Here is a 24,615-nt window from a genome sequence, read left to right on the forward strand (position 1 = left end):
TCATTTCCATGTCAACGAAAAGTCTGCGCGTCCTCGTGCTCGTGGCCGGCAGCCGCCCCGGCGCCCTCGGACCGGCCGTGGGGGAGTGGCTCCTCGACGCCCTCGCCCCCGCCGCCTCCGAACTCGGCGTCGAGCTGGTGCCCGTGGCCCTCGGCGACCTCGGCCTGCCCTTCCTCGACGAGGAGGAGCACCCGGCGGCCGGCCTGTACCGGCACGAGCACACCCGGCGGTGGAGCGCCCTGGTGGAGGCCGCGGACGGCTTCGTCGTGGTGACCCCGGAGTACAACCACGCGATGCCGGCGACCCTCAAGAACGCGCTCGACTACCTCCACCGGGAGTGGGCCTGGAAGCCCGTCGGCTTCGTCAGCTACGGCCACACCTCGGCCGGCACCCGGGCCGTCCAGCACGCCAAGCAGGTCGTGACCACCCTGCGCCTGGTCCCGCTCGCCGCCACCGTCGCGATACGCATCGGCGACGCGGTCGAGGACGGCCGGGTCCGCCCCACCCCGCCCCTCGCCGCCGCGGCCCGCGGCGTCCTGGACGAGCTGACCCGGGTCGCCCACGCCCTGCGCCCCCTGCGCGAGCGCGAACGCCCCGAGGCCCTCCCCGGCCCGCTGCCCGGCTCCTACGTCCGGCCGCTGACCCCCGAGGACGCGCCCGAGGTCACCGTCCTCCAGCGCTGCTGCTGGGTCGAGGAGGCCCTCGCGAACGACACCCTCGACATCCCCGCCCTCCACGAGTCACCCGAGGACGTCCGCGCCTGGCTCGCCGACTGGCACACCACCGGCCTCTGGCGCGACGGCCGCCTCCTCGGCATGGTCCGCGCCCGCCGCACCGCCACCGACTGGCACATCGGCCGCCTCGCCGTCGCCCCCGACCTCCGCGGCCACGGCCTGGGCCGCCGGCTCCTGCGCACCGCCGAATCCGCCGCCACCCCCACCTGCGCCCGGGCCGTCCTCCACACCGGTTCCCGCAGCACCCCCAACCTCACCCTCTACCAATCCGAGGGCTACACCCCCACCCCCACCCGAACCCCCTCCACCACCACCCGCCTCACCAAGCCCCTGACCCCCTGAAACACGACGAAGGCGGAGGGTACGAGATTCGACCTCGTGAAGCGTCGCCCCGGTACGGCGGCCTTTCAGAGGCGGCAGGACGGTGCGATCATCCACCGATCGTTGCCGGTCCACGACGACGGCCGGAGCCGGACAGGACAGGGGAGTCGGACGTGCCCAGCACCGAACTGAGCTGCACCTACGACGTCGCGGCGACGCCCGCCGCCGTGCTCGCGCATCTTGCGGAGCCCCGGAACTACGTCGGCCTGTCCCCGCTGCTCGTTGACGTGCGGGATGTGCGGTGCGAGGGCGGGGTCACGCACTACGTGGCGGTCGAGCGCTTCCGGTTCCTCGGACTGGTCCGGCACGACAACGTCATCCAGGTCACCCTGCGCGCCGAGGGCGCCCGACTGCCGGGCGAGGCGGTGGTCAGCGGCGAGGTGGTCAGTCCTGGCGGTGTGCGGATGGACTACCGCTTCGCCATCACCGCCCGGGGCGAAGGAGGCTCCCTGGTGGTCGACACCCTGCGGCTGCACGCGCCCTTCGGCCTGCTCCGCTATGCGGCCGGGAAGGCCGGAGCGGTGCAGGCCGAGCGGGGCCGGGTGTTGGCCGTGCGGCTGGGCGCCGGCAACTGAGGTGGGACCGTGCGCAACCCGACGGCAGCAACCGGCCGGCCGACATCACCGAACAGAACCCCGGCGCCAATTGACCTCAAAAATTCGATCATATTTGCACCATGGTGAGGGTCTTTTGCGCCCCTAGAGTGGTCTCAACGAGCCGGCAAGTACGGCGCACCACCAAGGAGTCCAACGCTATGACCAGCATGAACACCCAGAATGCCAGCTTCTCGGCCGTCCTCACCCGCGCCGCGGAGGCGGAGACGGCGAGCGACCCCAGTAGCGTCATGACGCTGCTGGCGGACTCCGACACCACCGGCGGTCTGATGACCGCCTACCGCTCCACGTTCGCGAAGGGTGCCGTCGGTGCCCCGGCGCACTTCCACACCCGCGCCTCCGAGCTCTTCTACGTGATCGACGGCGCACTGCAGGTCCTGCTGGGCGAGGAGATCACCGTGCTCAACGCCGGGGACTTCCTCCTCGTGCCGCCGCACACCCCCCACGCCTTCGCCGCCGCTCCCGGACACGAAGCCGATGTCCTGTTCACCTTCACGCCCGGCATGGCCCGCTTCGACTACCTGCGACTGCTGGGTCGGGTCATGCGCGGCGAGGCGAGCTTCCAGGAGATCAAGGACTCCTCGGAGCGCTTCGACAACCACTACGTCGACAGCCCGGCCTGGCGCGACGCCCTGGAGCGTTCCGCGTGATCGACGGGGCCCGGAATTCCCCGTCCACCGCAACCAGGAAACGACGAAGGCCCGGACCGCGTGGTGCGGTCCGGGCCTTCTGCCGGCGGAGGATACGAGATTCGAACTCGTGAGGGGTTGCCCCCAACACGCTTTCCCATTCTCCCGAACCCCGTCTGCCGGGGTTCACACCTGTTCCGAACTGGGGCGGAGCGAATCAATATCCGGCGGCCGAACATGGCTGGACAGGGGTGAATGAGACCAGAACTGAGACCGCGACCTGGCGCTGTTGGTGCTACTCGTCGACAGGACCGCGGCCCGGCTGCGGTGCCACGAAGAACTCTCTCACGAAGCGGGTGATCGCACCGTCGACGCTCCGGCCGACCTACGTTGGGTAGTGCCTGCCGCCCCAGCCTGAGGAGAATACGACGAGGCTGTGACCGCTCTCGGGGCCGGTGAGCACAACCGGCTTGTGCACCATGGAGTTCTCCTCACCGAACAGGGCCGCGACCAAGATCTTATTGCCTCCCGTGAGGGGAACCTGGCCCCGCCTGTCCCCTAGTAGATGTAGGGAAGGCATCGCACGACGTCGGGTGCCGCTCTACGCTTGATGTATCCGCTAATGCCGTAGTCCACCGATAGGGGACTCCGGCCAAAGGGATAGTGGATCACTTAGACAGGGCCCGGCGTATAGCCGCAGGGCACCGGAAGGGCAGCTTACGTTGCCGCTTGACCTAGTGCGCATCTCCGCACTCACCACGCTCTACGCCTTGGAGCAGCGCTCCGGCCGTGACTCCCGCAAGCTCGACTTGATCGAAGCCGCCTTGAGCCTCGCGCTCGGCGAGAAGCGGGTCGCGGAATCCGCCGGACGGCTCGTTCGGAACGTCCTCAACGACGCGCGCCGGATCGCCGACCGCAGCGAGCAGAACGGCCGCGAGTCAGCCTCGAAGCGCCCGCTGCCGGACGCCATCCACCGCCGCACGACCCAGGTTGACGACCAGGGCACCGCGACCGTGGACCTCGTGTCCTACGAAACCCCAGAGTCTCACGTGGTCGCGGAGGAGACGTTGCGGGAACTCACCACGTATGCCGCGACGGTTGGGGCCCACGGCACCACGTGCCTGCTGGGCCTGTTGCGCGACCAGACCGCGGCCCAGACGGCGGCTGCGGCCCACGTCTCGATCGCGACGGTGGAGCGTGCGTGGAAGGGCATCCGGGCCCACACCCGCTTCCTGCTGACCCCCGTGCCCGCGTGACGGATCTCGGCGTCTGGGAGCCACCTTCGGTGGCCGCTCCGAGCGACGGAGGGGTGAGACTGGCGTTCCGCTTCACGCGCGCGTCAGTCCAATCCCTCCTCCCCCGCGGAGTCCCCGGGGCGTACGTCCTGCTCCGGGCCCGCCGGGGCACCGACGCCACCCCGATCTACGTGGGTCGTTCGGATACCTGCCTCCAGACACGGCTCGCCGGACATCCATACATGCGGCATGCCACCCACTTCATCTTCGTCCCCACCGGAACTGCCAAGCGGGCCTTCTGGCTGGAGGCTGCCTGGTACCACCGACTCACCGCGGACGCCCTGCAGATCCTCAACCAGCTCCATCCGGCCAGTCCACAAAAGAGTGGCCTGACCTGTCCGTTCTGTCCTTCCGAGGATCTCGAAGCTGCCTTCCGCCGCGCCCTTACTCACGTTCCGCGACAAGGAGAGAACCCCCGATGACCGATACTCGCAAGCCCATCCCCGTCATGCTCACGGGGCAGGCCCTGACCAGCCTTCGCGACTCCGGCTTCAACTTCCCCGCCGCAGTGGCCGAACTCATCGATAACAGCATCGAGGCGGGCAGCAACAACATCCACCTCTACATCCATGAGGCGCCTAAGGGGCGCAAGAAGGTAGTGGACGAGATCGTCGTGGTCGACGATGGCCGCGGCATGGACGATCACACTCTTCAGCACTACATGCAGTTCGGCTTCTCCAGCCGCTTCATGTCCACCACCACGATTGGCAAGTTCGGTGTAGGTGCCAAACTTGCCGGGCTTAGTGTCGGTCTGAGGATCGAGGCGTGGTCGCGGACGACCGACTCGGACGAGATCCACCACGTCTACTTCGACTTGCACGACGCCAACGCTGCCGAGGAGCGAGGAGGCGAGGCCAGCATCCTTCCCCCGGACCTCGAGCCGCTGCCGGCTCACCTTCAGACCTACTTCCCTGAGGGGCCGGGAACACTGGTTTGCTGGTCGAAGATCGACCCGGACCGGGTGGTCAACGAGCACGGTCAAAGTGCACCGAACCTCGTTCGCACCGAGGTCATGACGGAGCTCGCACGTATCTTTCGGGAATTCATCTCCGGCGGCATCAAGGTCACTGTCGATGGCACGCCGCTGCTCGCCCACGACCCGACCTTCATGCGCAAGGGCACATGGGCGGACCAGGTCCTGCGAGAGGATGCCGAGCGCCGGGGCAACCCTGTCGAGGCCGAGGCACACTTCGAGCCGACAGTCTTCCACGACGAGTTCGTCCCGATCCCGGGCACGGACCAGTTCGTGCGCGTCGTGATCACGCTGGCTCCTCGGACAGCCATCCGGATCAAGGGCCGCGGTGGCGATGAGCTTGCGACCCGGCTCCGGATCCCGGACAACCTGGGTGCGATCAGCTTCATGCGTTTCGATCGCGAGATCAGCTACACCAACGTGGCTAAGCTTTTCCCCAGAGGTGTTCAGGACCCGGACCGCTACATCGGCTTCGAGGTGCACTTCAAGCCCGAGCTCGACCGCATGATGGGCGTCCGCAACGTCAAGCGCGGCGTCGTCCCCAACGAAGCACTTCGCACGAAGTTGCGGGAACTCGCCAAGATCTGGATCCCCAAGGCGCGGACGGAACTCGACCGCATCTGGGGGGAGATGGACCGAGAGGACTCGAAGGATCGTCGCGAGCACGAGCTTGTCGTCAAGGCCCTGAGCGAAGCCGAACGCAGCATGCCGAAGAGCCGCGTCAAGGACGTCCCCACCGAACAGGAAGAGCAGACTGAGTGGGAAGACCTGGCCCACGACGTCGGGAAGGACACGGAGGAAGAGAAGGCGGCCTACATCGAGGAGGTCAAGGCCCTGCCCTTCGTAGTCGAGTCGGTGAACATCCCGGGTGATCAGCTGATGCTCATCACCCACCTAAAGTCTCAGACGATCGTTCGCCTGAATAAGCGCCACCGCTTTTACCGGGAGATGTACGAGCCCCTGCGGCTGCTCACGGACGAGGCCAACCAGAATGGGAACCCCCGTGTGGCTGGGACAGCTCGCCGCGCCGTGGAGGCCATCACTCTCCTACTCGTCGCCTACGCCAAGGCCGAGTCGCAGCACGAGACTCCTGAGGAGCAGTTCTCCGAGCTGCGGACTTGGTGGGGCATGTTCACTGACCGCTACCTGAGCCGCATCAAGGACGTCCTGTAAGAATCGCGTGTCAGTAGCAGGCCAAGGCTGTGACAGCATCCGGTGGCGAGCAACGGCTTCGCCACTGGTGACAGTGATCGCTCTCTGATCAGCGTTGAGTACAACCAAGGAGGGCCCCACCACGGAGCGGTGGGGCCCTCCTAGTGCTTGTTCAGGCGAGGCGGAGGATATGAGATTCGAACTCGTGAGGGGCTGCCCCCAACACGCTTTATTAGCGCAAGCGTGTTTTCCCTAGGAGTCCATGAGGCGGCTTTCCCAAGCCCAGGCGGCGATCTCGACGCGGTTGCGGACGCCGAGTTTGGTCTGGATCGTCGCTAGGTGGCTCTTGACCGTGCTCAAGGTGATGAAGAGGGCTGCGGCGATCTCCTGGTTGGTTCGACCCCTCGCGATGGCACGGATCACCTCCGTCTCGCGCGCCGAGAGCGGCTGGGCGGGCTGGGCGACGGGCGTCGTGAGGGTCGGAGCGAGGTCTCGGAGCAGTCGCAGGGTGATGGACTGGGAGATCCAGGGTGTCCCCGGCGTGTGTGGCCCGGATTGCCTCGATGAGCAGCGCAGGGGTAGCGCCCTTGAGGACGAAGCCGACCGCGCCTGCGCGCAGCGCCCCATGGACGTACTCGTCGAAGGTCGTGACGATGACCACCCGGAGCGGGGCGGCGACTCCGGAGCCGGCCAGGGCGCGGGTGACGTCAATGCCGTCCAAGACGGCCGGCGGACCGTGGACCAGCACCGAGGTCGGTCTCGAAGAACTGGTCCTCGCCTACCTCGCCCGGGAGGACCGGCCCGGCACCCGGTCCTTCCCCGGCCTCCGGCCGGGGGTACCCTCATCAACCACTGGAGAGGCTCACCGATGATCTGGATGACCTGGCGCCAGTCCCGCACACAGGTGCTCGTGGGCTTCGGGGCACTCCTGCTCCTGGCCGCCTATCTCGTCGCGCTCGGCAGGCAGGTCCACGGAGCCTATGACGACACCCTCGCGCACTTGCGCCACCCATGACGCCTGCAATGGGCCGCTCGGCGCCTTCGCCGACCGCTACAGCCTCCGGGTCGACCTGCTCGGCTACCTGCTGCTCGCCGTCCCCGGTGGTATCGGCGTGTTCTGGGGTGCACCGCTGATCGCCCGGGAGCTGGAAGTCGGCACCCACCGACTGGTCTGGAGCCAGAGCGTGACCTGTGGCCGGTGGCTCGCGGCCAAACCCGGAATGCTCGGCCTGCTGAGCGTGGCCGTCGCCGACCTGTACAGCCTGCTGCTGACCTGGGCGAGCGGCCCGGTCGCCACCGTCCTCGGTAACCGCTTCGAGCCGGTGCTCTTCGCCGCACGCGGCATCGCCCTGCTGGGCTACGCGACCTTCGCCTTCGTCCTGGGAGCGACCCTGGGCCTGGTGGTCGGCCGCACCGTGCCCGCCATGGCTGCCACACTGGTGGTCTTCGCTGCTCTCCAGACCGCCGTACCTGCCTTGATCCGCCCACACTACGAAGCGCCACTCCGTACCTCGGTGGCGTTCACCGCCGAACTGATCGGTCACCTGACGAAGATCGGCACCTACGGCGACATCGGCGCGGCCTGCGCGTCCCCGGCGAGCCCTGGGCCGTCGATTCCAGCCCGATCCTCGACTCTGCGGGCAAGGAGGTCGGCCACACCGCCTGGTTCCAGGACTGCACGGACCACAGCTCGTTCTCCGAACTGCCCACCTGCCTGGCCAAGGGCGACATCCACCTCGAGATCGCGGAGCAACCCGCCAACCGCTACCAGATTTTCCAGTACCTGGAGACGGCCCTCTTCGCTGGCCTGGCGGCCCTCCTGGCCACCCTGGCTTTCTGGCGAATCCGTCGGCACCGTGCCTGACGGAACACCACGGCCGCGCTTCCTCTACATGGCGAAGGCCTGGACCGTCTCAGACGGTCCAGGCCTTCGTGAAGCGCGGAGGATACGAGATTCGAACTCGTGAGGTTTTTTTCAACACGCTTTCCAATTCTCCCGAAGGGTGTCCGCCGGGGTCCGTAGCTGTCCTGACCTGCGGCGGAGCGAACCGCTAGACAACTGCCGAATCCAGCCGGACGGCGGTGAATGAGACCAGAACTGAGACCGCGGTCGAAGCCAGCATCCACTTAGGGCGAGCCGGGCGATCATAAGTATCGGTCCTCCGCTGATCCGGGTGGGAAGCCCACGACTGCCTGGGGCTGGGACGTCAACCAGTGCAGGACCGCGGGCCAGCGGATTCGCGGAGCCCAGCGCATCAGCTCCAAGGCGGCGAGACCACTGAAGGCTCGGAGCAGCATGCTCGCCAACGACAGCATTCTCACCTGCCGGTCACGGCGTGTAGCCGCCGATGAACTGATCTCGGGCTGCCCGCCTATGAGGACGGATGATTTGCTAGTTCGCCCAGCAGTTCTGACCTTGCAAATTTGAGCCATTCGGGATCGTCATCTCTGGCTGGGTTGGCAGCGCCCAGCGTCGCCATGATCAGCTTTGATACGAGGTCGCGCCTCTCTGGTGGATCTAGCGGGAATAGGCGGCAGGTCGTGAGATATGTACCCGCGATCGCTTCCCAGATGTTGATTTCCTTCTCGCGGCTTGAGAGAAGGTCGCGGCGAAAATCCGCAACCATCTCTTCCCAGTCCTGCGGCCAGGCGTCCATGAGAGATTCTCGGATCAGGCGTAGGCGCCTGAGTTGGGCCTGAGTCAGGGGAGGTCCCACCTCGCCACGTCGCAGGTTGCGAAGGTCCTCTTTCGGCAGTTCGCCGTTGGCGAGCATTTTCTGTGAGATGTAGCGGCGATACAGCTCGTTGAACATTTCCGGTGAGGCCACCTTGAGAACCGAGAGCGCCAGGCTCAGAGAATCCTTCCCCTCGGTGTTCAGCGCGACCCTGTCGGCGAGCTGTGGGCTGAATTTCATGACCTCGCTGCGATCAATTTTGTGCCACAGTGGGAGAATTCTCTTGGAGTGGCCCATCTCAAGGGTCAGGAGGCTGCGAAACTCGTACTCAGGCCAGGGCTTTTTGAGGAAGCTGGGGCTCAGGATGATCAAGCCGTATTCCGACTCCTGTAGTCCTTTATCGATCGACGCGGACAGGCTATCGCCCAGTGAGAGGCTGAACTCGTCATACCAGACGCGAAGTCCTAGCTGCTCAAGCGCGACGGCGAGGGGGCGCGCGAGCTCCTCCTTGTCCTCGGAGGCGTGCGAGATGAACAGGGTGTGCTGTTGTCCTGACATCGGACCTCCAGTCGGTGACTTATCGTCAGTATGACATACCGTCAGGGCGGGTGGTGGGGAGTCGCCTGGGGCGTGGCCAGTTGGTCGCCGGGAGGTTCCTGATGAGCAGGGCCGCCCGAACGGGCAGGCTGCGGGGGCTCCCCACGCTCGAGGGGTTCGCGAGGAGTGGTGCCGAGATCCTGGGGCAGGAGGTTGATCGTGTCGTGCCGCAGTGGCGGGAGACGCCTGCCGGAGGCGCGGGGCCAAGCGTCGCGCCAAAGCTGCGCTCAATGCCGCCATGCAACGACGAAGGCCCGGGCCGCTTGTGCGGTCCGGGCCTTCTGTCGGCGGAGGATACGAGATTCGAACTCGTGAGGGATTGCCCCCAACACGCTTTCCAAATGTTCGTCCGACTGTCCGGGGGCGGCCGTACGCGTCCTGACCTGCGGCGGAGTGACCCACCGGCCGGGCTCTGAACGGTGCTGGACGGGGGTGAACGCAACCAGAACTGCAACCAGCGGTGTTCGATCTCCGCACTCGGCGGCGGCCGGTCCCACTCTTTCGGCGCGCTGAAGAGTCCCTTCCCGCAGGGCTGTGACAGTGTGCTGGCACAGCCTGGCGGGGTGGAAACGTTCGTGGCCGGAGAGCCGGGCTGATGCACGGGGCGTTTCCACCGATCCTCACGGAGCGAGCGATCATGTCGGATCTGTTCGAGACCATGCGTCCGCTGCCCGAAGTGGCTGCCCGCTACCGGGAACAGGGATGGTGGCGTGACGCGACGTTCCTGGACGATCTGCGCGGTGCCGCCGAGCGGACGCCCGACCAGCGGGTGATCGTGAGCTGGCGGGCCGCCGAGCGGCGGGCGGTGTCACTGACCTTCGGCGAGCTGGCCGCGTGGGTGGAGCGCTTCGCGGGCGGGCTGCACGCGCTGGGTGTCCGGCGCGGCGACGTGGTGGCGTTCCAGTTGCCCGACTGGTGGGAGACGGCCGTGCTGACGCTCGCCTGCTGGCGCGCGGGCGCCGCGACCATGCCGATCTCGCTGCGCTTCGGCTGGCGCGAGGTGGGCCGGATGCTGGCCTCCACCCGGGCGGTGGTCCTGGTCGCCGCGGACCACCGGCCCGGCCCGGACCACACCGAGGCCGTCGCCCGGCTCGCCGACGGCCTGCCGACCCTGCGCCACCGCGTGATCGTCGGGGACGCGGCTGCCACCGGAGCGCTCGACTTCGACGCCTGTCTGCGCGCCGCCCGACCGATCGCCCCCCGGGGCAGCACCCTGGCGCCGGATGAGGCCGCGACCGTGCTGTTCTCCTCCGGCACCACCGGCAGCGCCACGGCCGTCGTGCACAGCCAGAACACCCTCCACGCCGGCGCCAGACGGCCACTGGTCGTCCCGCCCCCGGAGCCGGGACAACCGTTCCCGGTGCTCACCCCGCTCAGCCACGGCGCCGGCCTGCGCAACGGCGTCCTGCGCCCGCTCGTCCACGGTCTCAGTGCCCTCTACTGCGACGAGTGGGACGACGGCCGTTGGCTGGACCTGTTCAGCACCTACCGGACCGGCGCCCTGATCGCCCCGCCGGCGATGCTGGAATCCCTCGCCCGCGAACAGCGCCTCCACCCGCGCGACCTGCCCGACTGGGAGGCGGTGGCCGCGATGGCCGCCAGCCCCACCCGCGAACTCGTCGCCCTCCTGCGCGGGACGCTGAGCAGGAACGTGGTCAACTGCCTGGGGTCCACCGAGTCCGGAGCGATCACCGCCACGAGCCCCGAGGACCCGGCCGAGCGGGCCACCCGCAGCGTCGGCCGACCGCTGCCCGGCATCGAGCTGCGCACGGACCCCTCGGCCGGCCCCGACGACGCCTCCCCGGTGGACCTGCGCGGTCCCTCCACCTGTCTGGGCACCTTCGACCGCGACACCGGGCGCCTGCTGTGGCGCGCGGCCGACACCGACGGCTGGTACGCCACCGGCGACCTCATGCGCCCGGACGGCGAAGGCGGCCTGGCGTACGCGGGCCGGGCCTCCGACCGGATCTCCGGGGCCACCCAGCTGATGATCCCCGTCCTGGACGTGGAGGCGGAACTCCGCGAGCACTCGGCCATCGCCGACGTCGTCCTGGTCGGCTACCCCGCCGAGCACGGCGAACTGCCCTGCGCCGTCATCGTCCCGTCCGACGGCCGCGTCCCCGACCTCGCCGAACTGCACGCCTGGCTGGCCGAACGCGGCATGACCGACTGGTACTGGCCCACCCGCATCGAGACCGTGCCGGCGTTCCCCCTCAACGAGCTCGGCAAGGTCCGCAAGAACGTCCTACGCGACTGGCTGACCGGCGACCAGGCCCTGCCGGGCGCCGGACGGCCCGCCGATGCGAGCGGGGCCGCCCGGCGGACGACCGGGTCGGACGCGGCGCCGTGACCGGCGCCCTCGACCCCGGCGCGGACGCCGGGCCCGACGACCACGCCCAACGCGAAGTCCTGCACCTGCTGACGGGTGCCTGGCGCACCCAGGCGCTCCACGCCATGGCCGAACTGCGGATCGGCGACCACCTCGCCGGCTCCCCCGCCGACACGCGACAGCTGGCGGACCTGACCGGCACCGACCCCGGCGCACTGACGCGGCTGCTGTGCTACCTCGTGGGCCTGGGCATGCTGCGCCGCACCGACGACGGGCGGTTCGGGCTCACCCGGGCCGGTGCCCTGCTGGCGGACGACCATCCCGACTCGCTGCGCGGCCTGGCCCTGATGTACGGCGGACCGTGCTACCAGGCGTGGGGGAGCTTGCTGCACTCACTGCGGACCGGACGGGACGCCTTCAGCGAGGTCTTCGGCGCGCCGTTCTTCGCGTACCTGGCCGCCCGTCCGGAACTGTCCGAGACGTTCCAACGGTCCATGTCCGCGGGCACCTCGTTCTTCGGTGCTGTCACGGAGCACATCGACTTCAACCGAGCCCGCGTGGTGGCGGACATCGGCGGCGGAACGGGCTCCCTGCTCTGCGAGGTGCTCCGCGCCGCCGAATCCGCCAGGGGCGTGCTGTTCGAGGCGCCGCACGTCATCGAGGAGGCCCGCCGCCATCTGGGCGAGTCGGGCTGCCTCGACCGCTGCACGCTGGTGCCGGGCGACTTCTTCGCCGAGGTGCCGGTGACCGCGGACGTCTACCTGTTGTCGCGGATCCTCCACGACTGGGACGACGACGGCTGCCTGGCCGTGCTCCGGGCCGTCGCGCGGGCGATGCCCGATCACGGACGCCTGCTGGTCCTCGAACGGCTGATGCCCGAGGGCGATGACGACGGGCTCGCGCTCGCCTGGAACCTGCACATGCTGGTCACGTTGCCCGGAGCCCGCGAGCGCACCCTCGCGGAGTACCGGGAACTGATGGCCGGAGCCGGGTTGACGCTCGAAGCGAGTCACGCACTGCCGCTGGATGTGACGCTCCTGACGGCCGTCCGTACCCCGGCCGCGTGACGCCGGTGCGGGCGCCACGGTGAAGATCGTCCAGCCGGAGGCAGCGGTGGCATCTCGTGATCGGCGAACCGTCTGACCGCCTGCGGGGCCGACCGCCGCCGAGTGGGGCCAGGGCGGCCCGCGTCCTCTGCCACTACGCCCCGAAACCCCAGCTGAAGCTGAGGCCAGAGCACGACGAAGGCCCCGACCGGGAACCCGGTCGGGGCCTTCAACTGCCCTGCTAGGCAAAGGCGGAGGATACGAGATTCGAACTCGTGAGGGGTTGCCCCCAACACGCTTTCCAAGTGCCTCCAACGGTGTCCGCCGGGGTTCGCGGCTGTCCTGACCCGCGTCGGAGTGAACCGCTGGGCAGTGGCTGGACCCGGCTGGACAGGGGTGAACGAGACCAGAACTGAGACCAAGCGTGCAGGCGGCCCTTGGGGAGCGTCCGCCCTGTCGCAGGCATCGGCCCGGTCATCCGGTCCGGCTGCAGCCGGACCAGAGGGGCGTGGCCCGGGGGTAGCCATCGCTCCCCTGATCGAGTGAACCGACAGTAGCCAGCGGTTCGCCGAATCGTTACCCGGGAAGATGTTGCGAATATTTCGAATACTTCGGATGCTGCGACTACGCTGGGAAGCTAGGAGGTTCGACTATGGCAACCGCCACAGAAGGCCGGAAGATCGCGCCGGGCACCGTCGACGCGCAAAGCGCCGAACGGGCGCTGCGTAGGGTCCGTGACTACCTCGCGCACAACACGGACGCCACCGCAGACATCACCATCGTCGGTGAGGTCGGCTCCGACGATCCTCTCGTGCTGCCGCGCCCCACGGTCGAGATGTTCGCCGCCATGCTCGCTGCCCTGGCGAACGGGCAAGGCGTGCAGATCATGCCAGTCAATGCCATCGTGTCCACCCAGGTCGCCGCCGACATGCTCAACGTTTCCAGGCCCTACCTGATCGGTCTCCTGGAGAAGGGAGACATCCCCTTCGACCGGGTCGGGCGCCATCGGCGCATCAAGTTCAACGATGTCATGGAGTACAAGCGGAGAGACGACCGCGAACGTAAGGACGCAGCCGACTCGCTCACGGCCCTCGACGAGGAGCTGGGGCTGCTCTGACATGGCCTTCATCGTTCTGTACGACTCGAACGTGCTCTACCCGAACACGGTGCGGGATCTGCTCATCCGTCTGGCTCGGCACGGGATCGTCCAAGCCAAGTGGACCGAGCAGATCCTCGACGAGGTGGAAGCTGCACTCCGCCGCAACGACATCGGAGACGACGAGAAGCGTGCGGAGCTGCGGCGCCGCATGAACGCAGCTGTGCGGGACTGCATCGTCACCGGCTACGAGCCTCTGATCGACGGGCTCAAGCTCCCCGATCCGGACGACCGTCACGTCCTCGCGGCGGCGATCAGGGCCGGCGCGCAAGTGATCGTCACTGACAACAGCACGGATTTCCCGTCCGAGTACTTGGCGGAATGGGGCATCGAGCAGAAGACCGCCGACGACTTCGTCATGGACTTGATCGACCTGGACGACCGTGTGGTCTATGGCTGTGTCATGGAGATTGCGGGTAGTCGGCGACGGGAGCCGGTCACGTTCGACGATGTGCTGGGCCAGTTGGAGAGATCCCAACTGATCGGATCAGTGAGCATGCTCCGAAGCGGACCTGTCGAGAGCACCTGACGAGCCAAGTCCACGGGCCCCGGCCAGCAGATGCTGGCCGGGGCCTTCCCACACTCCCTCACACAGGAGTGGGGCGATGCTTGGCAACTCTGGGGGCAAGCTCCACGTCGCGCACCACGCTGTTGCCCCGGTGGGCCGCCGAGATGGTCGAGGGGCAGCTGCGGGGAAGGGGAAACGACGAAGGCCCGGACCGCGTGGTGCGGTCCGGGCCTTCTGCCGGCGGAGGATACGAGATTCGAACTCGTGAGGGGTTGCCCCCAACACGCTTTCCAATTCTCCAGGTCGGTGTCCGCTGGAGTCCGCATGCGGTCTGACCAGGGGCGTATCCGGCGCCGCTAAGTCGAGTTGAACGGCGGCGGACGGAGGCGAACGAGACGGAAACTGAGACGGCGGACATCCCCAAAAGCCCAGGTCGGGGCGTCCGCTGTCTAGCCTCTGCACCCACCCACCGGAGTGCCCATACATGGCTCGGGCCCGACAGCGACGCGCTGTCGGGCCCGAGCCTTTTTGCGTTTGCGGCTTACACGTCGACACGCCAGCCATCGAGCGCTGCGAGCACCCGTGCCCGCGCCTCGATGACCGCCATCCGCGCAGTCCTCTCGCCCTCATGGACGTGAGCGCTGGACGCGGTGCTCTGCCCCGGCCACTTGCGGTACAGAAGGCCAGTCTCAGCCGAGAACCAACCACGGCTGACCGCGTTCAGCGCCATGAGAATCCCGGTGTCCTCGCTCGCCGGCAGGGCCATCCATCCGCCAAGGGCGAGCACGAGGTCACGCCGCGCGCACAGGGTCGCAGGGTGGACCTGGGCACGGAAGTCGTGCGCCTTCCAGTGCTCAAGGACGGCCCCACGCTCAATCGGCCCCTCCGGCGGGTCTTGGTCGAACCCCACAGTCGAGCCGTCTGGGAGGAGATCAAGCACCCGCGACGTCGACCAGCAGATCCCGGGCCGCTCAAGTGCTGCGAGGTCCCGCGCGAGCGCGCCCTCCACCAGCATGTCGTCGGCGTCCAGCACCTTGACGTACCGCCCGGTGGCCCGGGAGAGGGCCATCGTGCGGGCCACGCCGGCCCGGCCGTGCCGCCCCTGCCCGAAGGTGATGCGAGGGTCATCCGGCACGTGGGGAGCGACCGCATCGGTTTCCCCGTCCTCCTGAATGACCCACTGCCAGTCCCAACCTTCCGGCAGTTCCTGGACTAGCAGCGACTTGTAGGCGTCCGACAGGTAGGACGCGGACGGCCCGTGAACGGCCGTGATGACGGAGATGACGTGGGTCATGCTCACCACCTTGTCAGCTTGGTCGTGAAGGTCAGTTCCGTTCGGTCGCCCGGCAGGACGACGTCGGCCACCTCTACGACTCGATCGGTCGTGTCGATGCCGACCTTGCGCAGGATGAGTACGGACACGCCCGCCGGAAGGCCGAGCTCTTCGACCTCCTCCGGCGTAGGGGGCCGAGCCTGGAAGGTCTCCACGACCCGGTCCAGCTCGATACCTACGGTCCAGAGCTGATTCTGCGTCCCCCCGGGCCACGGCTCCTGGTCTTCTCGCAGGAGGTCGGGGTTGCTGGCGATCATGTCGAGCACCAAGTACGACTGCGAGCGGTTGAGTGGGGTGCGCTCCTCCCGGTACCTCGTCCGGTACGTCCGCTGAAGCAACGTCGTGCCCTCGGGGACCCCGAACATCCCTGCAAGCTCCGCCGTAGCGGGAACCTGCTCGTAACTCGCCTCAAAGACCAGATCGTTGATCGTTAGGCCCGTGTCCCGTTCGGTGGCCCCGGTCTTCAGTCGCTCAGCCTCGGACGCGCGCGCTCGATCCTTCTCCCATTGGTGCCGCGCATTGTCCCGAACGACCCTGGTTGGCTCCTTCCGGACGAAGGTGCCCCGGCCGTGCTGCTTCTCGATCAGCCCCTCAGCGACCAAGACCCCGGTGGCCTGCCTGATGGTCGGAACACTCGTGTCGTACTGCTCAGCCAGAGCCGTCTCAGCGGGCAACCTCGTCCCCGGCTTGAGCTGACCTGCGCGGATCTCTTCTCGCAGGGCGTCTGCGATCCGCTCGTACTTCGTCGCCATGGCGGCTCCACCATCCCTGGTTGCGTGACTCGCCCAGGATAAGTCCTCAAGAGGAGTTGACGACTCCCTGAGAGTCCGTCATAGTCATCTCAGCTCCTCAAGAGGAGTTGAGGACAAGTCCTCAACATGACTCTTAGGGCTTGCTTGACCTGCGCAAACGCGCCCGGAGGGGTGGGGTGACAGCCCCCCGAAGGCAGCGCTTGTCCCTTGAGAACTCAACAGAGTGCTTCACGACGGGGCTCGTCCCCGTCCCCGCGCGGACCGGGTGATGTCCGCACGTTTCGAGTGTCTTTGGTCCCCGATCCGCCCGCTCGTCGGTCGGGTCGGGGGTCATGGCTGCTCGTGATGTGACGAGTAGCTGGGCCCGCATGTGACGGGCCGCCACGCTCCCGGCCAAGGAATGCGTGGCGGCCCTGCGGGCTCACCCACCATCTGACGAGGTGAACCCAGTGAAACTGTACGTCGGAGGCCAGGAGGCTTTGACGCCCCTGGAGTTCGCGGAGCTGGCGCTCGGCGTCGGCATCGACGTCGAGCTGTTCATCGGCAGCGAGGACGAGACCGCCGAGGACCGACTGGTCCGGCTCGACGCCGCGCGGGACATCCTGCGGGACCTGGACGGCCCGGCGGCCGGCTTCGGGTCCGCGCTCATGTACACCGCCGAGCGCTGCCGGGTGCGGACCTGGAAGGCGGCGGCGTGATGATTCAGCTCCACACGATCATCAGCGGCGCGACCCGCACCCCGCACCGCACCGCCCGCCCGGCGGCCACCGTGCTCGCCGAGTACCGCCCGAACGGAGACGGCGACCTGCGCGGCGCCGCCTGCGCCGACAGCGACACGAACCTGTTCTTCCCGGACCCCGAGGAGATGGGGCCCGAGACCGCCGAGTGGGCCGAGCGCCGCGCCAAGATGCTGTGCGCCGGCTGCCCGGTGAAGTCCCTGTGTCTGGCCGACGCGCTGGAGCGCAAGGAGCCGCACGGCATCTTCGGCGGCCTGAACGAGGCCGAGCGCCGCAGCCTGGCGCGGCGGATGGCCCGGGAGATGACCGGGGGTGCTCACCGGTGAACGCCCCGATGCTCACCGCGCTCACGGCGCGCTCACCGCACGCCTGGTGGTGGTCGCGGTGAAGGCGCCGATGAGCCCGGACCAGATCCGCTCAGCGGAGCGGGCGTTGGCCGTTGGCACGTGGACGATCACGCTCGGCGCGGTCCTCTACAGCGTGCTCACGGTGACCCCGCTCATGTCCGGACACACCCCGGACGGCTGGGGCTGGACGGCCCCGATCCTGCCGCTGGTCGTGGACGCGGCGGTGGTGATCGTGATCCGCATGGACAGCACGCTGGCCCGCCTCGGCGGCGACGGCGGCCGGTGGCCGGTCGTGCTGCGCTGGATGACCGGCGCCATGACGGTGCTGCTCAACGTGGGTTTGTCCGCCTTGAACCGTGATGCGGTCGGGGTGTCGGTTCACGCGGTGGCGCCGCTGCTACTGATCGTCACGGCGGAAACCTCCCTCGCCTACCGGCGGGCGATCGCCGCCGCGATGGCCGCCCGTGAAGGCCGTGAGCGCGATGAGCGGGCCGAGCGCGAACGCCGCGCGGACGAGCGCCGCCGGCAGGAACGCGAGGACCGCTTGGCCGAGTACGCCCGGGCCGAGCAGCGCGAGCGTGAGCGCCGTGAGCACGACGAGCGGATGGCCCGCGAGCAGCGTGAGCACGAGCAGCGCATGGCCCGCGAGGAACGCGACGAGCGGGCCCGCCGTGAGGCTGCCGAGCGCGACGAACGGCAGCGCCGGCAGGACACCGAGCGGATCGAGCGTGAGCGCCGTGAGCGCGAGGTGAGCGAGCGTGAGCGCCGTGAGCGCGAGCGTGAGCAGGACGCCGAGCGCGAGATCGAGGGGCTTCGGCAGGAGTTCCTGTCCGCTCCTGCCGCCGCCGAGCGTCTGCCTGAGGAGCAGGCCCGGGCGAAGGTCCGAGACGCCGTTGTGCTCGGTATCCCGCAGCGCCGGGCGGTCGAGCTGACCGGCTGGTCGGCTGGATGGATCGCCAACCGCTACCGCGAGTTCAGTGCGGAGCGTCCCGCCCTGCACGCCGTGCCGGCCAGCGCCGCTGAGACCACCACCCCGCACCCCGAGGAGCAGGCATCGTGACCACCCACACCGACACCCGCCCCACCGCCGCCGACCAGATCAACGCGGCCGGCGCCCTGCTCGCCCTGCTCACCACCCACTCCGGCCTGCCCGCGCCGAGGGTCACCAGTGAGTGCGTCGTCACCGGCGAGCGCGATGTCTCGGGCACCTTGCTCCTCACCTGGGGCTTGACCCTCGCCTTCCACAGGGACAGCGCCCTCGCCGCCTTCGAGCAGTGGCGCCAGGCCCTCGGCGTCGACCCGGCCGTCGTCGACCACGAGACCACCGGCACCCTGGCCTGGCTCGACGCCACCACCACCTATGCCGGTACGCCGATCAGGCTGGTCGGCTACTTCACCCTGCCCGAGGCTGCCACGGGCGAGGAGCGGTGAGCCGCCCCCGCCATTGGGACCCCGAGGGTGCCCGCCACGGCGGAACGCCCACCTACCCGTGGCGCACGGCCCCGGCGGGCTACCTCACCCGCCGGCAGCTCCGCGCCAAGGGCCTGCGTCCCGGCGGACAGGACGTCGCCGCACAGATCATGTGGCGCTCCCGCTTCGGCGGCACCCGCCCCGCCTACCTCTACCGGCTCGACCGGGCCAAGCCCGTACGGCCGATGACCCCCGCGAAGGCCGCCGCCCTCGCCAAGGCCAACGCCGCCCGCCGCACCTGCCCCACCTGCGGACGGGACGCCGGCTACGTCCTCCCCGCGCACCTCGGCACCTGCCTGACCTGCGCCGACCACACCGCCCTCGCAGCCTGAACCCCAGGGAGACCGTTATGAACACCGACCACATCCCGGCCCCGCCGCCGGAGTTCGCCCAGACCCGCGTCGTGGACGTCTTCCCGCTCCACGGCTTCACCTGCGCCCACACCAGCAACGACAACGGCACCGCCCACTGGTGGCACCTGTTCACCGCCGCCGGCCGCTCGCTCGGCGCCACCAACCGCCCCGAGCTGCTCGGCTCCCTCATCCAGCAGACCCGCTGACCATGAACGGAGCCAGCATGACCAGCGTCCGCGCGGCCCGGTTCGCCGCCGCCTACGCCCTGCTGCGGTCGGCGGCGGACGTGGCGGACCACTGGGTCCAGAGCGACCACCAGGCCACCACCAAGGGCGGGCCCGGGGCGGCCGGCCGCCGGGCCTGCGCCGCCCACGTCGCCTCCTACACCGCCGTCCAGGCCGGCGTGCTGCTCGGCGGCGCCCGACTGCTGGGCCTGCGGTTGCGGCCCGCCCCGGTCGCCGCCGCGCTCGCCCTCTCCGCGACGACGCACTACGTCGCCGACCGGCGCGAGCCCCTGCGCAAGCTGGCCGACGCCACCGGCAAGGGGCGGTTCGTGCGCCTCGCCGACCACGGCATGAACGGCGCCTACGCGCTGGACCAGGCGTGGCACCACGCCTTCGAGACGGCCGCCGCCCTCATCGCTTCCATCTGACCGCCCCGGAGGTCCGCCATGGCCCGCATCCGCACCACCAAGTTGCAGATACCCGCACAGCGCGGCCGGCGGGGAGCGCCCGCCGCGCACGTGGTCAACCTCGGCCGGGGCACCGCCCCGGTCGTCCTCGTCGTCCCGCAACAGCCGTCCCTCGCAGGGCGGTTGGCGCTCGCGACCGGTCGCGCCCTGTGGCGCCGGCGGGTCGCGTGGGCGCCCACTTGGTTCGGGATCGGCGTCTTCGCGGCGGCCGGCGTGCTGTCCGTCGCCGGGACGCCCATCGCGCTCGTCTTCGCCGTCCCGGCGGTGCTGCTGCCGGTCGGGTGGACGCTGATCGTCCACCGGCACCCGCGTTCCGCCGTGCGGCGCAAGGCCCGCGCCCGTACCCGGGCCGTCGCCGCCTGGTCGGCCGGCCTCGCCTGGTCGGCGCTCGCGGTCTGGTTCGGCCCGACGAACGGCCTGCTCGCCCTGCTGTGGCTGGCCGGCACCGCCACTGCCCAGACGCTCTGGTGGCGGACCCGCCGCACGCTCGCCACCACCCCGCTCGACGCCCCGCAGTCCTGAACTCCCCTTGGAGGAAGCACAGATGAGCACCCCTCCCGGCAGCCCGAGCAGCCCCTTCCCGCCCCCGCGCCGCTCCGGCAACAGCGGCGGCGCGGGCGGCGGCAAGACCCCGCCCCCGCCGCCGAGCGGTGGCAACTCCCGTACCCGCGTCGGGCCGAGCTACCACTTCAACTACACCCGCAACACGGCCGGCGGCGGTGGCGGGGCCGCGTACGGCGGCCGGGGCCCCGGTGGTCCGGGTCCGGCGGCGGGCGGGATCGGCCAGCCGTCCGGCGGCGGGCACAGCGGCGGCGGGCGCTCCTACTCCCCGCTCGGTGACCCGGAGTTCTTCACCAACGCCGACGTGCGCAACTACTGCGAGCAGGGCCGGCAGGCGCTGTCCCAGGTCTCGTTCGACCTGGCCATGGCCTACGAGCTGCTGAACGCCGTACTCAAGGAGGTCCCCGACGCGGACGGCCGCCCGTTCGGCTCCCTGACCCGCGCCCGCCGGGTGGCCAAGCACCTGAAGAAGGCCGCCGACGACGCGAAGGACTGCGCCGCCGAGATCGCCCGCACCTATGCCGCGTTCCAGCGCGAGTACGACCCCGAGATCTCCCGCGTGGCCCAGCCCCGCCGACAGCCCCGCCGCAAGTTCGAGTTCGGCGGCTGATCCCGCTCTGATCCCCGGCCCGGGGCAGGGCGCGCACAGCCCTCGCCCCCATCCGGCCGGGTGAGCTGTGCCGCGCGCTGCCCCGGGCCGGGCCTTCTCCCAGCTTCCCCACTTCCCACGCTGCCCAGGGAGGCCGCCCGTGCGCCGCCACCAGCCCCAGACCCTCGCCCACTTCGACACCGGCCAGCAGGCCGGGTACCTGCACCTCGACCCCAACCAGCACGCCGGCGGTGTCGGCGAGTACCTGCTCCACCGCATGAAGCCCTACCTGCCGCCGTGGATCGTCGCCGCCGGAACCGGCATCCTCTCCCTCCCGGCGAACTTGATGTGGGACGAGTCCGCCGCCGCTGCGGTCGGGCTCACCCTCGCCTCGCTCGGCCTCACCGCCGCCACCTGGTGGGCGGGCAAGCCCACCAGCCAGCAGCGCCGCCTGCACTCCGCCATCACCGTTGCCGCCGGGACGTCCTGGTTCACCGCCGCCGCTCTCGCCGGGCCCGCCGCCGGGCCCCTGCCCAGCCTCTACCTGATAGGGGGATCGGCACTCGCGGCGACGTGGAACATCCGCCAGTTGCTGCGGGTCAACCCCGAGGGCGCCGGCGAGGGCGCGGACAAGGGGCTGCTGGAGAAGGTCGGGCTGGCCAAGACCATGGTCACCTCAGCCACGGTGCAGCCGAACAAGGCGACGTTCGGCCTCCAACTGCCCGGGGGTGAGCTGACCCCGGACGACGTGTCCAAGGCCCTGCCCAAGCTCGCCAGCGCGCTGCGGGTCGCCAAGAACGCCGTGCGGATGACCCCGGACGCTGACGACTCGTCCAAGGCCGTGCTCACCGTGGTGCCCAACGACCTGCTCAAGGCCGGCGCCCCCTACCCGGGCCCGTCCTACCCGGGCGGCTCCATCGCCGACCCGGTCCACGTCGGGATCTACGAGGACGGCGCCGACATGGCGATGTTCTTCCCCGGCGACCCCGACGCGGGCCGCAACGCCATGCACCTGCTCGGCATGGGAATGACCGGCAGCGGCAAGTCCGAGGGATGCATCACCGCGCTGGACGAGGTCATCACCCGACGCGACGTGATCGTGTGGGCGTCCGACCCCGCCAAGGCGGAGCAGACCCTCGGCCCGCTGCTGCCCGCGATCGACTGGGCCGCGCTCGACATCAAGTCCACCAAGGCCATGGTCAACGCGCTCAAGGCCGTGATCCCGGCCCGCACGTCCTGGCTGGCCAAGTACGGCCACAAGCAGTGGGTCCCCGCCTGCGCCAGGGCCCAAGCCGATGGCTCCCCGGGTATGCCCTACCTGATCGCCTGGTTCGAGGAGGCCGCCAAGACCCTGCGGGAGATCGACGAGGACGCCCTGACCGGCATCGCCCAGGAAGCCCGCTCCGCCGGGATCTCCCTGGTCGTCTCGCTCCAACGCGCCTCCGGCGCCCAGATGAGCACCGACACCCGCGCCTCCCTCGGCTCGTCCTGGGTGTTCGGCCTGCGCGACGACCGCGACGCCATGTTCGCCCTGCCCGACGAGGCCATGGACGCCGGCGCCTCCCCGCAGGCATGGAAGGACAAGCGCCCCGGCTACTGCTACCTGACCGCCAACGGCATCCCGGAGACGTTCTGGGCCACCCCGGGCCGCGCCTACCTCACCCCGGTCGACGCCATCACGCGCAACGTCGTCGAGTTCGCCGGAATCCGGGCCGAGTGCGACCCGGTCACCGCCGCAGCCGCCGCCAAGGCCGCCGGCCCCGCCTTCACCCAGCGCACCCGCTACCCCCTCCCCGACCTGCCCACGGCCGACGACGGCCGGGACGGTGACGAGGACGGCGGGATCTACGAGGAGTACGAGGAGAACGCCCCGGTGGACTACGACTACGACCTGACCGCCGACGAGGACGGCGAGGACGAAGACGGGTGGATCGACCCGGACGCCGAACTCCCGCCCGTTGAGCGGGTGGTGGAGATCGCCCCGCCCGAGATCCCGCCGCGCACCCGGGTCGGCACAAACGAGGCCCGAAAGATCATGGCCGAGCTGCTGGCCCAGTTCGAGGCCGAGGGCCGCACCGAGATCGCCCCGGCCGACTTCATGGAGCACTGCGACCGCTTCCGCCGCTCGCGTGGCTGGGTGTCCGGACAGGTCTCCGAGATGGTCGACGCCGGCCGCCTGCGGGAGACCGACGAGGCCGGCCGCTACGAGATCGTCCCGCTCGACCGGGCCGCCGCCTGAACCACCACCCGGACCGTTTCTGACGGCCCTGACGCATCTGACGCGTCTGACGGCCCTGACGCCGAACGGGCCGATTTCCCCAGGTAACGCGTGCGCGCGAGGGGCTTCTGACGCGTCTGACGCCCCATTTCTGACGCCTCTGACGCGTCTGACGCCCCTCGCTCGCCGTGGCCTGACACACCCTCCGCCACCCGCTCGACCACGCCCAGGGACAGCCCCGGGGCGCCCGGAAGGACCCTCCGCCGTGATCGTCACCGTCTCCTCCGCCCTGCTGTTCGCGATCATCACCGTCGTCCTCGTCCGCTCCCAGCGCGTCAGCGCCGGAAGCGCCGTCCTCATCTGGCTGTCCGGCTTCACCATCGCCGGCACCGGCCTGGCCGGACCCGTCAACAGCGCCCTCGACTCCATCGCCCACTACGTCGCCACCCTCCACTGACCCCGCCCCAACTCGCCGACTGGAGAAGCACCGTGGACCACACCACCGCCCCGCAGCCGTTCGCCGCCCCGGTGCTCTACACCCAGGACGGCACCCCCTACTACGCCACCCAGCCCGCCCCCGCACCCCTCGCCCTCTACCACCCGACCGCACCGCTCCCCGCCCCGATCCACCACGCCCCCCTCGGCTACCTGCCGGCCCCGCACACCCCCGCCCCCGTGCCGGTCCCGATCACGGCCCCGGCGCGGGACGTGTGGCCCGCCCGTCTGCTCGCCGGCGGGATCGGCATCGGCGCCGGGGGCCTCGGCCTCGGCTTCCTGCTGCAGACCCTCGCCGCCGCCACCACCGGCCTCGGCCTGCTCGTCGGCGCGCTCGGGGTCCTCTACCTCCTCAAGAACAGCGGAGGCACCGGGGGCCGGGGCGGGCAGGGCGCCGTGAACGTGAGCGTCAACGTCACCAACCGCAACCGCTGACCTGGAGGAACCCGCATGGCCCGCAAGCTCCGCCCGGCCGAGGACATGTTCCCGGGCATGCCCGATCTGCTGCCCAAGGCCCCGCCGAAGGCCGGCGAGGGTGAGCACGTCGCGCTGACGCTGGACGAGGCGATCGCCCGCTCGCACGCCATCCTTGACGAGGCCCTGGACATCTACCCGATTGAAGCGGTCTACGGCCTGTTCTCGGGCGGCAACGACTCCGTCAACCTCATGCACCTGATGCGCGAGCGCTACCAGGCGATCCTGCACGTCAACACCGGCACGGGCATCAAAGAGACCACCCAGCACGTGCGGGACGTCGCCGCCACCTGGGGTGTGACGCTGCACGAGCTGCACCCCAAGCACTCCTACGCCGACCTTGTCATGGGCCGCGTCATTGCCTCTACCGGCCCCAACAAGGGCATCCGCCCCGTGTGGAAGGGCTTCCCAGGCCCGGCCGGGCACAAGGTGATGTACCGCCACCTCAAGGACGAGCCGCTGATGACGTTCCGACGGAGCATCATCGGCAACCAGGGCCGCACCCG

28 protein-coding genes are annotated in these 24,615 nt (G+C 69.6%); 24 read left to right on the forward strand and 4 right to left on the reverse strand.

Annotated elements, in window-relative coordinates; genetic code table 11:
- Window positions 1–8 precede the first annotated feature (8 nt).
- From ACIRRS_RS14040 to ACIRRS_RS14060, 5 genes are all read left to right on the forward strand, one after another.
- Window positions 9–1,076 (forward strand): GNAT family N-acetyltransferase, encoded by a 1,068-nt coding sequence (locus ACIRRS_RS14040; protein WP_402969595.1) that lies wholly within the window; start codon window positions 9–11, stop codon window positions 1,074–1,076.
- Between the two features lie 152 nt (window positions 1,077–1,228).
- Window positions 1,229–1,690: an SRPBCC family protein gene (locus ACIRRS_RS14045; protein ID WP_402969598.1), complete on the forward strand. Its 462-nt coding sequence runs from the start codon at window positions 1,229–1,231 to the stop codon at window positions 1,688–1,690.
- A gap of 179 nt (window positions 1,691–1,869) precedes the next feature.
- Window positions 1,870–2,379 carry a cupin domain-containing protein gene (locus ACIRRS_RS14050; RefSeq protein WP_402969601.1) on the forward strand — a complete coding sequence of 170 codons (510 nt, stop codon included), beginning with the start codon at window positions 1,870–1,872 and terminating at the stop codon, window positions 2,377–2,379.
- A 716-nt stretch (window positions 2,380–3,095) separates the two neighbouring features.
- Window positions 3,096–3,614, forward strand: a complete 519-nt coding sequence (locus tag ACIRRS_RS14055) for a hypothetical protein (protein ID WP_402969604.1) — start codon at window positions 3,096–3,098, stop codon at window positions 3,612–3,614.
- A gap of 457 nt (window positions 3,615–4,071) precedes the next feature.
- The gene (locus ACIRRS_RS14060) at window positions 4,072–5,799 is read left to right on the forward strand and encodes an ATP-binding protein (RefSeq protein WP_402969606.1); all 1,728 of its coding nucleotides are present in this window, start codon (window positions 4,072–4,074) and stop codon (window positions 5,797–5,799) included.
- 231 nt (window positions 5,800–6,030) lie between these two features.
- Here the strand turns inward: ACIRRS_RS14060 and ACIRRS_RS14065 are convergent, their stop codons facing one another.
- Window positions 6,031–6,201, reverse strand: a complete 171-nt coding sequence (locus tag ACIRRS_RS14065; RefSeq protein ID WP_402969609.1) for a response regulator transcription factor — start codon at window positions 6,199–6,201, stop codon at window positions 6,031–6,033.
- 445 nt (window positions 6,202–6,646) lie between these two features.
- Between ACIRRS_RS14065 and ACIRRS_RS14070 the strand changes: the two genes are divergently transcribed.
- Together ACIRRS_RS14070 and ACIRRS_RS14075 are read left to right on the forward strand one after the other, a co-directional pair.
- Complete coding sequence (locus tag ACIRRS_RS14070; protein ID WP_402969612.1) at window positions 6,647–6,793, forward strand: hypothetical protein; 147 nt, start codon at window positions 6,647–6,649, stop codon at window positions 6,791–6,793.
- Complete coding sequence (locus ACIRRS_RS14075; RefSeq protein ID WP_402969614.1) at window positions 6,759–7,745, forward strand: hypothetical protein; 987 nt, start codon at window positions 6,759–6,761, stop codon at window positions 7,743–7,745. The genes ACIRRS_RS14070 and ACIRRS_RS14075 overlap by 35 nt, the downstream gene beginning before the upstream one ends.
- Window positions 7,746–8,150: 405 nt before the next feature.
- On the opposite strand, the gene ACIRRS_RS14080 is transcribed toward ACIRRS_RS14075, so the two are convergent.
- Window positions 8,151–9,011, reverse strand: coding sequence for a toll/interleukin-1 receptor domain-containing protein (locus ACIRRS_RS14080; protein WP_402969617.1), 861 nt, complete (start codon window positions 9,009–9,011; stop codon window positions 8,151–8,153).
- A 676-nt stretch (window positions 9,012–9,687) separates the two neighbouring features.
- Between ACIRRS_RS14080 and ACIRRS_RS14085 the strand changes: the two genes are divergently transcribed.
- The 4 genes from ACIRRS_RS14085 (at window position 9,688) to ACIRRS_RS14100 (ending at window position 14,110) form a co-directional block, all read left to right on the forward strand.
- A complete protein-coding gene (locus tag ACIRRS_RS14085; protein WP_402969620.1) occupies window positions 9,688–11,400 on the forward strand; it encodes an AMP-binding protein in 1,713 nt (570 codons plus the stop codon).
- Window positions 11,397–12,446 (forward strand): methyltransferase, encoded by a 1,050-nt coding sequence (locus tag ACIRRS_RS14090; protein ID WP_402969623.1) that lies wholly within the window; start codon window positions 11,397–11,399, stop codon window positions 12,444–12,446. Before ACIRRS_RS14085 ends, ACIRRS_RS14090 begins: the two co-directional genes overlap by 4 nt.
- 631 nt (window positions 12,447–13,077) lie before the next feature.
- Window positions 13,078–13,542, forward strand: a complete 465-nt coding sequence (locus tag ACIRRS_RS14095) for an excisionase family DNA-binding protein (protein WP_350519757.1) — start codon at window positions 13,078–13,080, stop codon at window positions 13,540–13,542.
- 1 nt (window position 13,543) lies between these two features.
- Window positions 13,544–14,110 carry a PIN domain-containing protein gene (locus tag ACIRRS_RS14100; protein ID WP_350519758.1) on the forward strand — a complete coding sequence of 189 codons (567 nt, stop codon included), beginning with the start codon at window positions 13,544–13,546 and terminating at the stop codon, window positions 14,108–14,110.
- Window positions 14,111–14,630: 520 nt separating this feature from the next.
- Here the strand turns inward: ACIRRS_RS14100 and ACIRRS_RS14105 are convergent.
- Window positions 14,631–15,383, reverse strand: a complete 753-nt coding sequence (locus ACIRRS_RS14105; protein ID WP_402969627.1) for a glycosyltransferase family 2 protein — start codon at window positions 15,381–15,383, stop codon at window positions 14,631–14,633.
- 2 nt (window positions 15,384–15,385) lie between these two features.
- Window positions 15,386–16,174: a GntR family transcriptional regulator gene (locus ACIRRS_RS14110; RefSeq protein WP_402969630.1), complete on the reverse strand. Its 789-nt coding sequence runs from the start codon at window positions 16,172–16,174 to the stop codon at window positions 15,386–15,388.
- Window positions 16,175–16,614: 440 nt separating this feature from the next.
- Here ACIRRS_RS14110 and ACIRRS_RS14115 point away from each other — a divergent pair, with 440 nt between their 5' ends.
- The 13 genes from ACIRRS_RS14115 to ACIRRS_RS14175 form a co-directional block, all read left to right on the forward strand.
- The gene (locus ACIRRS_RS14115; protein ID WP_402969633.1) at window positions 16,615–16,872 is read left to right on the forward strand and encodes a hypothetical protein; all 258 of its coding nucleotides are present in this window, start codon (window positions 16,615–16,617) and stop codon (window positions 16,870–16,872) included.
- Complete coding sequence (locus ACIRRS_RS14120) at window positions 16,872–17,237, forward strand: WhiB family transcriptional regulator (protein WP_402969697.1); 366 nt, start codon at window positions 16,872–16,874, stop codon at window positions 17,235–17,237. The genes ACIRRS_RS14115 and ACIRRS_RS14120 overlap by 1 nt, the downstream gene beginning before the upstream one ends.
- On the forward strand, window positions 17,224–18,318 hold the full coding sequence (locus ACIRRS_RS14125; protein WP_402969636.1) for a DUF2637 domain-containing protein: 1,095 nt from the start codon (window positions 17,224–17,226) through the stop codon (window positions 18,316–18,318). The genes ACIRRS_RS14120 and ACIRRS_RS14125 overlap by 14 nt, the downstream gene beginning before the upstream one ends.
- Window positions 18,315–18,689, forward strand: coding sequence for a hypothetical protein (locus ACIRRS_RS14130; protein ID WP_402969639.1), 375 nt, complete (start codon window positions 18,315–18,317; stop codon window positions 18,687–18,689). Before ACIRRS_RS14125 ends, ACIRRS_RS14130 begins: the two co-directional genes overlap by 4 nt.
- The gene (locus tag ACIRRS_RS14135; protein ID WP_402969642.1) at window positions 18,686–19,060 is read left to right on the forward strand and encodes an RRQRL motif-containing zinc-binding protein; all 375 of its coding nucleotides are present in this window, start codon (window positions 18,686–18,688) and stop codon (window positions 19,058–19,060) included. Before ACIRRS_RS14130 ends, ACIRRS_RS14135 begins: the two co-directional genes overlap by 4 nt.
- Before the next feature lie 17 nt (window positions 19,061–19,077).
- Window positions 19,078–19,287, forward strand: a complete 210-nt coding sequence (locus ACIRRS_RS14140; protein WP_402969645.1) for a hypothetical protein — start codon at window positions 19,078–19,080, stop codon at window positions 19,285–19,287.
- 17 nt (window positions 19,288–19,304) lie between these two features.
- On the forward strand, window positions 19,305–19,733 hold the full coding sequence (locus ACIRRS_RS14145; RefSeq protein WP_402969648.1) for a hypothetical protein: 429 nt from the start codon (window positions 19,305–19,307) through the stop codon (window positions 19,731–19,733).
- 18 nt (window positions 19,734–19,751) lie between these two features.
- Window positions 19,752–20,294, forward strand: coding sequence for a hypothetical protein (locus ACIRRS_RS14150; protein WP_402969651.1), 543 nt, complete (start codon window positions 19,752–19,754; stop codon window positions 20,292–20,294).
- Between the two features lie 22 nt (window positions 20,295–20,316).
- Window positions 20,317–20,943, forward strand: coding sequence for a plasmid transfer protein TraA (gene traA / locus ACIRRS_RS14155; protein ID WP_402969654.1), 627 nt, complete (start codon window positions 20,317–20,319; stop codon window positions 20,941–20,943).
- A 139-nt stretch (window positions 20,944–21,082) separates the two neighbouring features.
- Complete coding sequence (gene traB / locus ACIRRS_RS14160; protein ID WP_402969657.1) at window positions 21,083–23,161, forward strand: plasmid transfer protein TraB; 2,079 nt, start codon at window positions 21,083–21,085, stop codon at window positions 23,159–23,161.
- 244 nt (window positions 23,162–23,405) lie between these two features.
- Window positions 23,406–23,597 carry a hypothetical protein gene (locus ACIRRS_RS14165; protein WP_279095459.1) on the forward strand — a complete coding sequence of 64 codons (192 nt, stop codon included), beginning with the start codon at window positions 23,406–23,408 and terminating at the stop codon, window positions 23,595–23,597.
- Window positions 23,598–23,629: 32 nt separating this feature from the next.
- Entirely contained in the window at window positions 23,630–24,070 is a 441-nt protein-coding gene (locus ACIRRS_RS14170; protein ID WP_402969660.1) for a hypothetical protein, read from the forward strand.
- A 15-nt stretch (window positions 24,071–24,085) separates the two neighbouring features.
- Window positions 24,086–24,615, forward strand: a 530-nt coding sequence (locus ACIRRS_RS14175) for a phosphoadenosine phosphosulfate reductase family protein (protein ID WP_402969663.1), incomplete at its 3' end; no start/stop codon positions are given.

Origin of the sequence: Kitasatospora sp. NPDC101183 (assembly GCF_044767945.1) — a bacterium.
In the GTDB taxonomy this organism is placed as follows: domain Bacteria; phylum Actinomycetota; class Actinomycetes; order Streptomycetales; family Streptomycetaceae; genus Kitasatospora.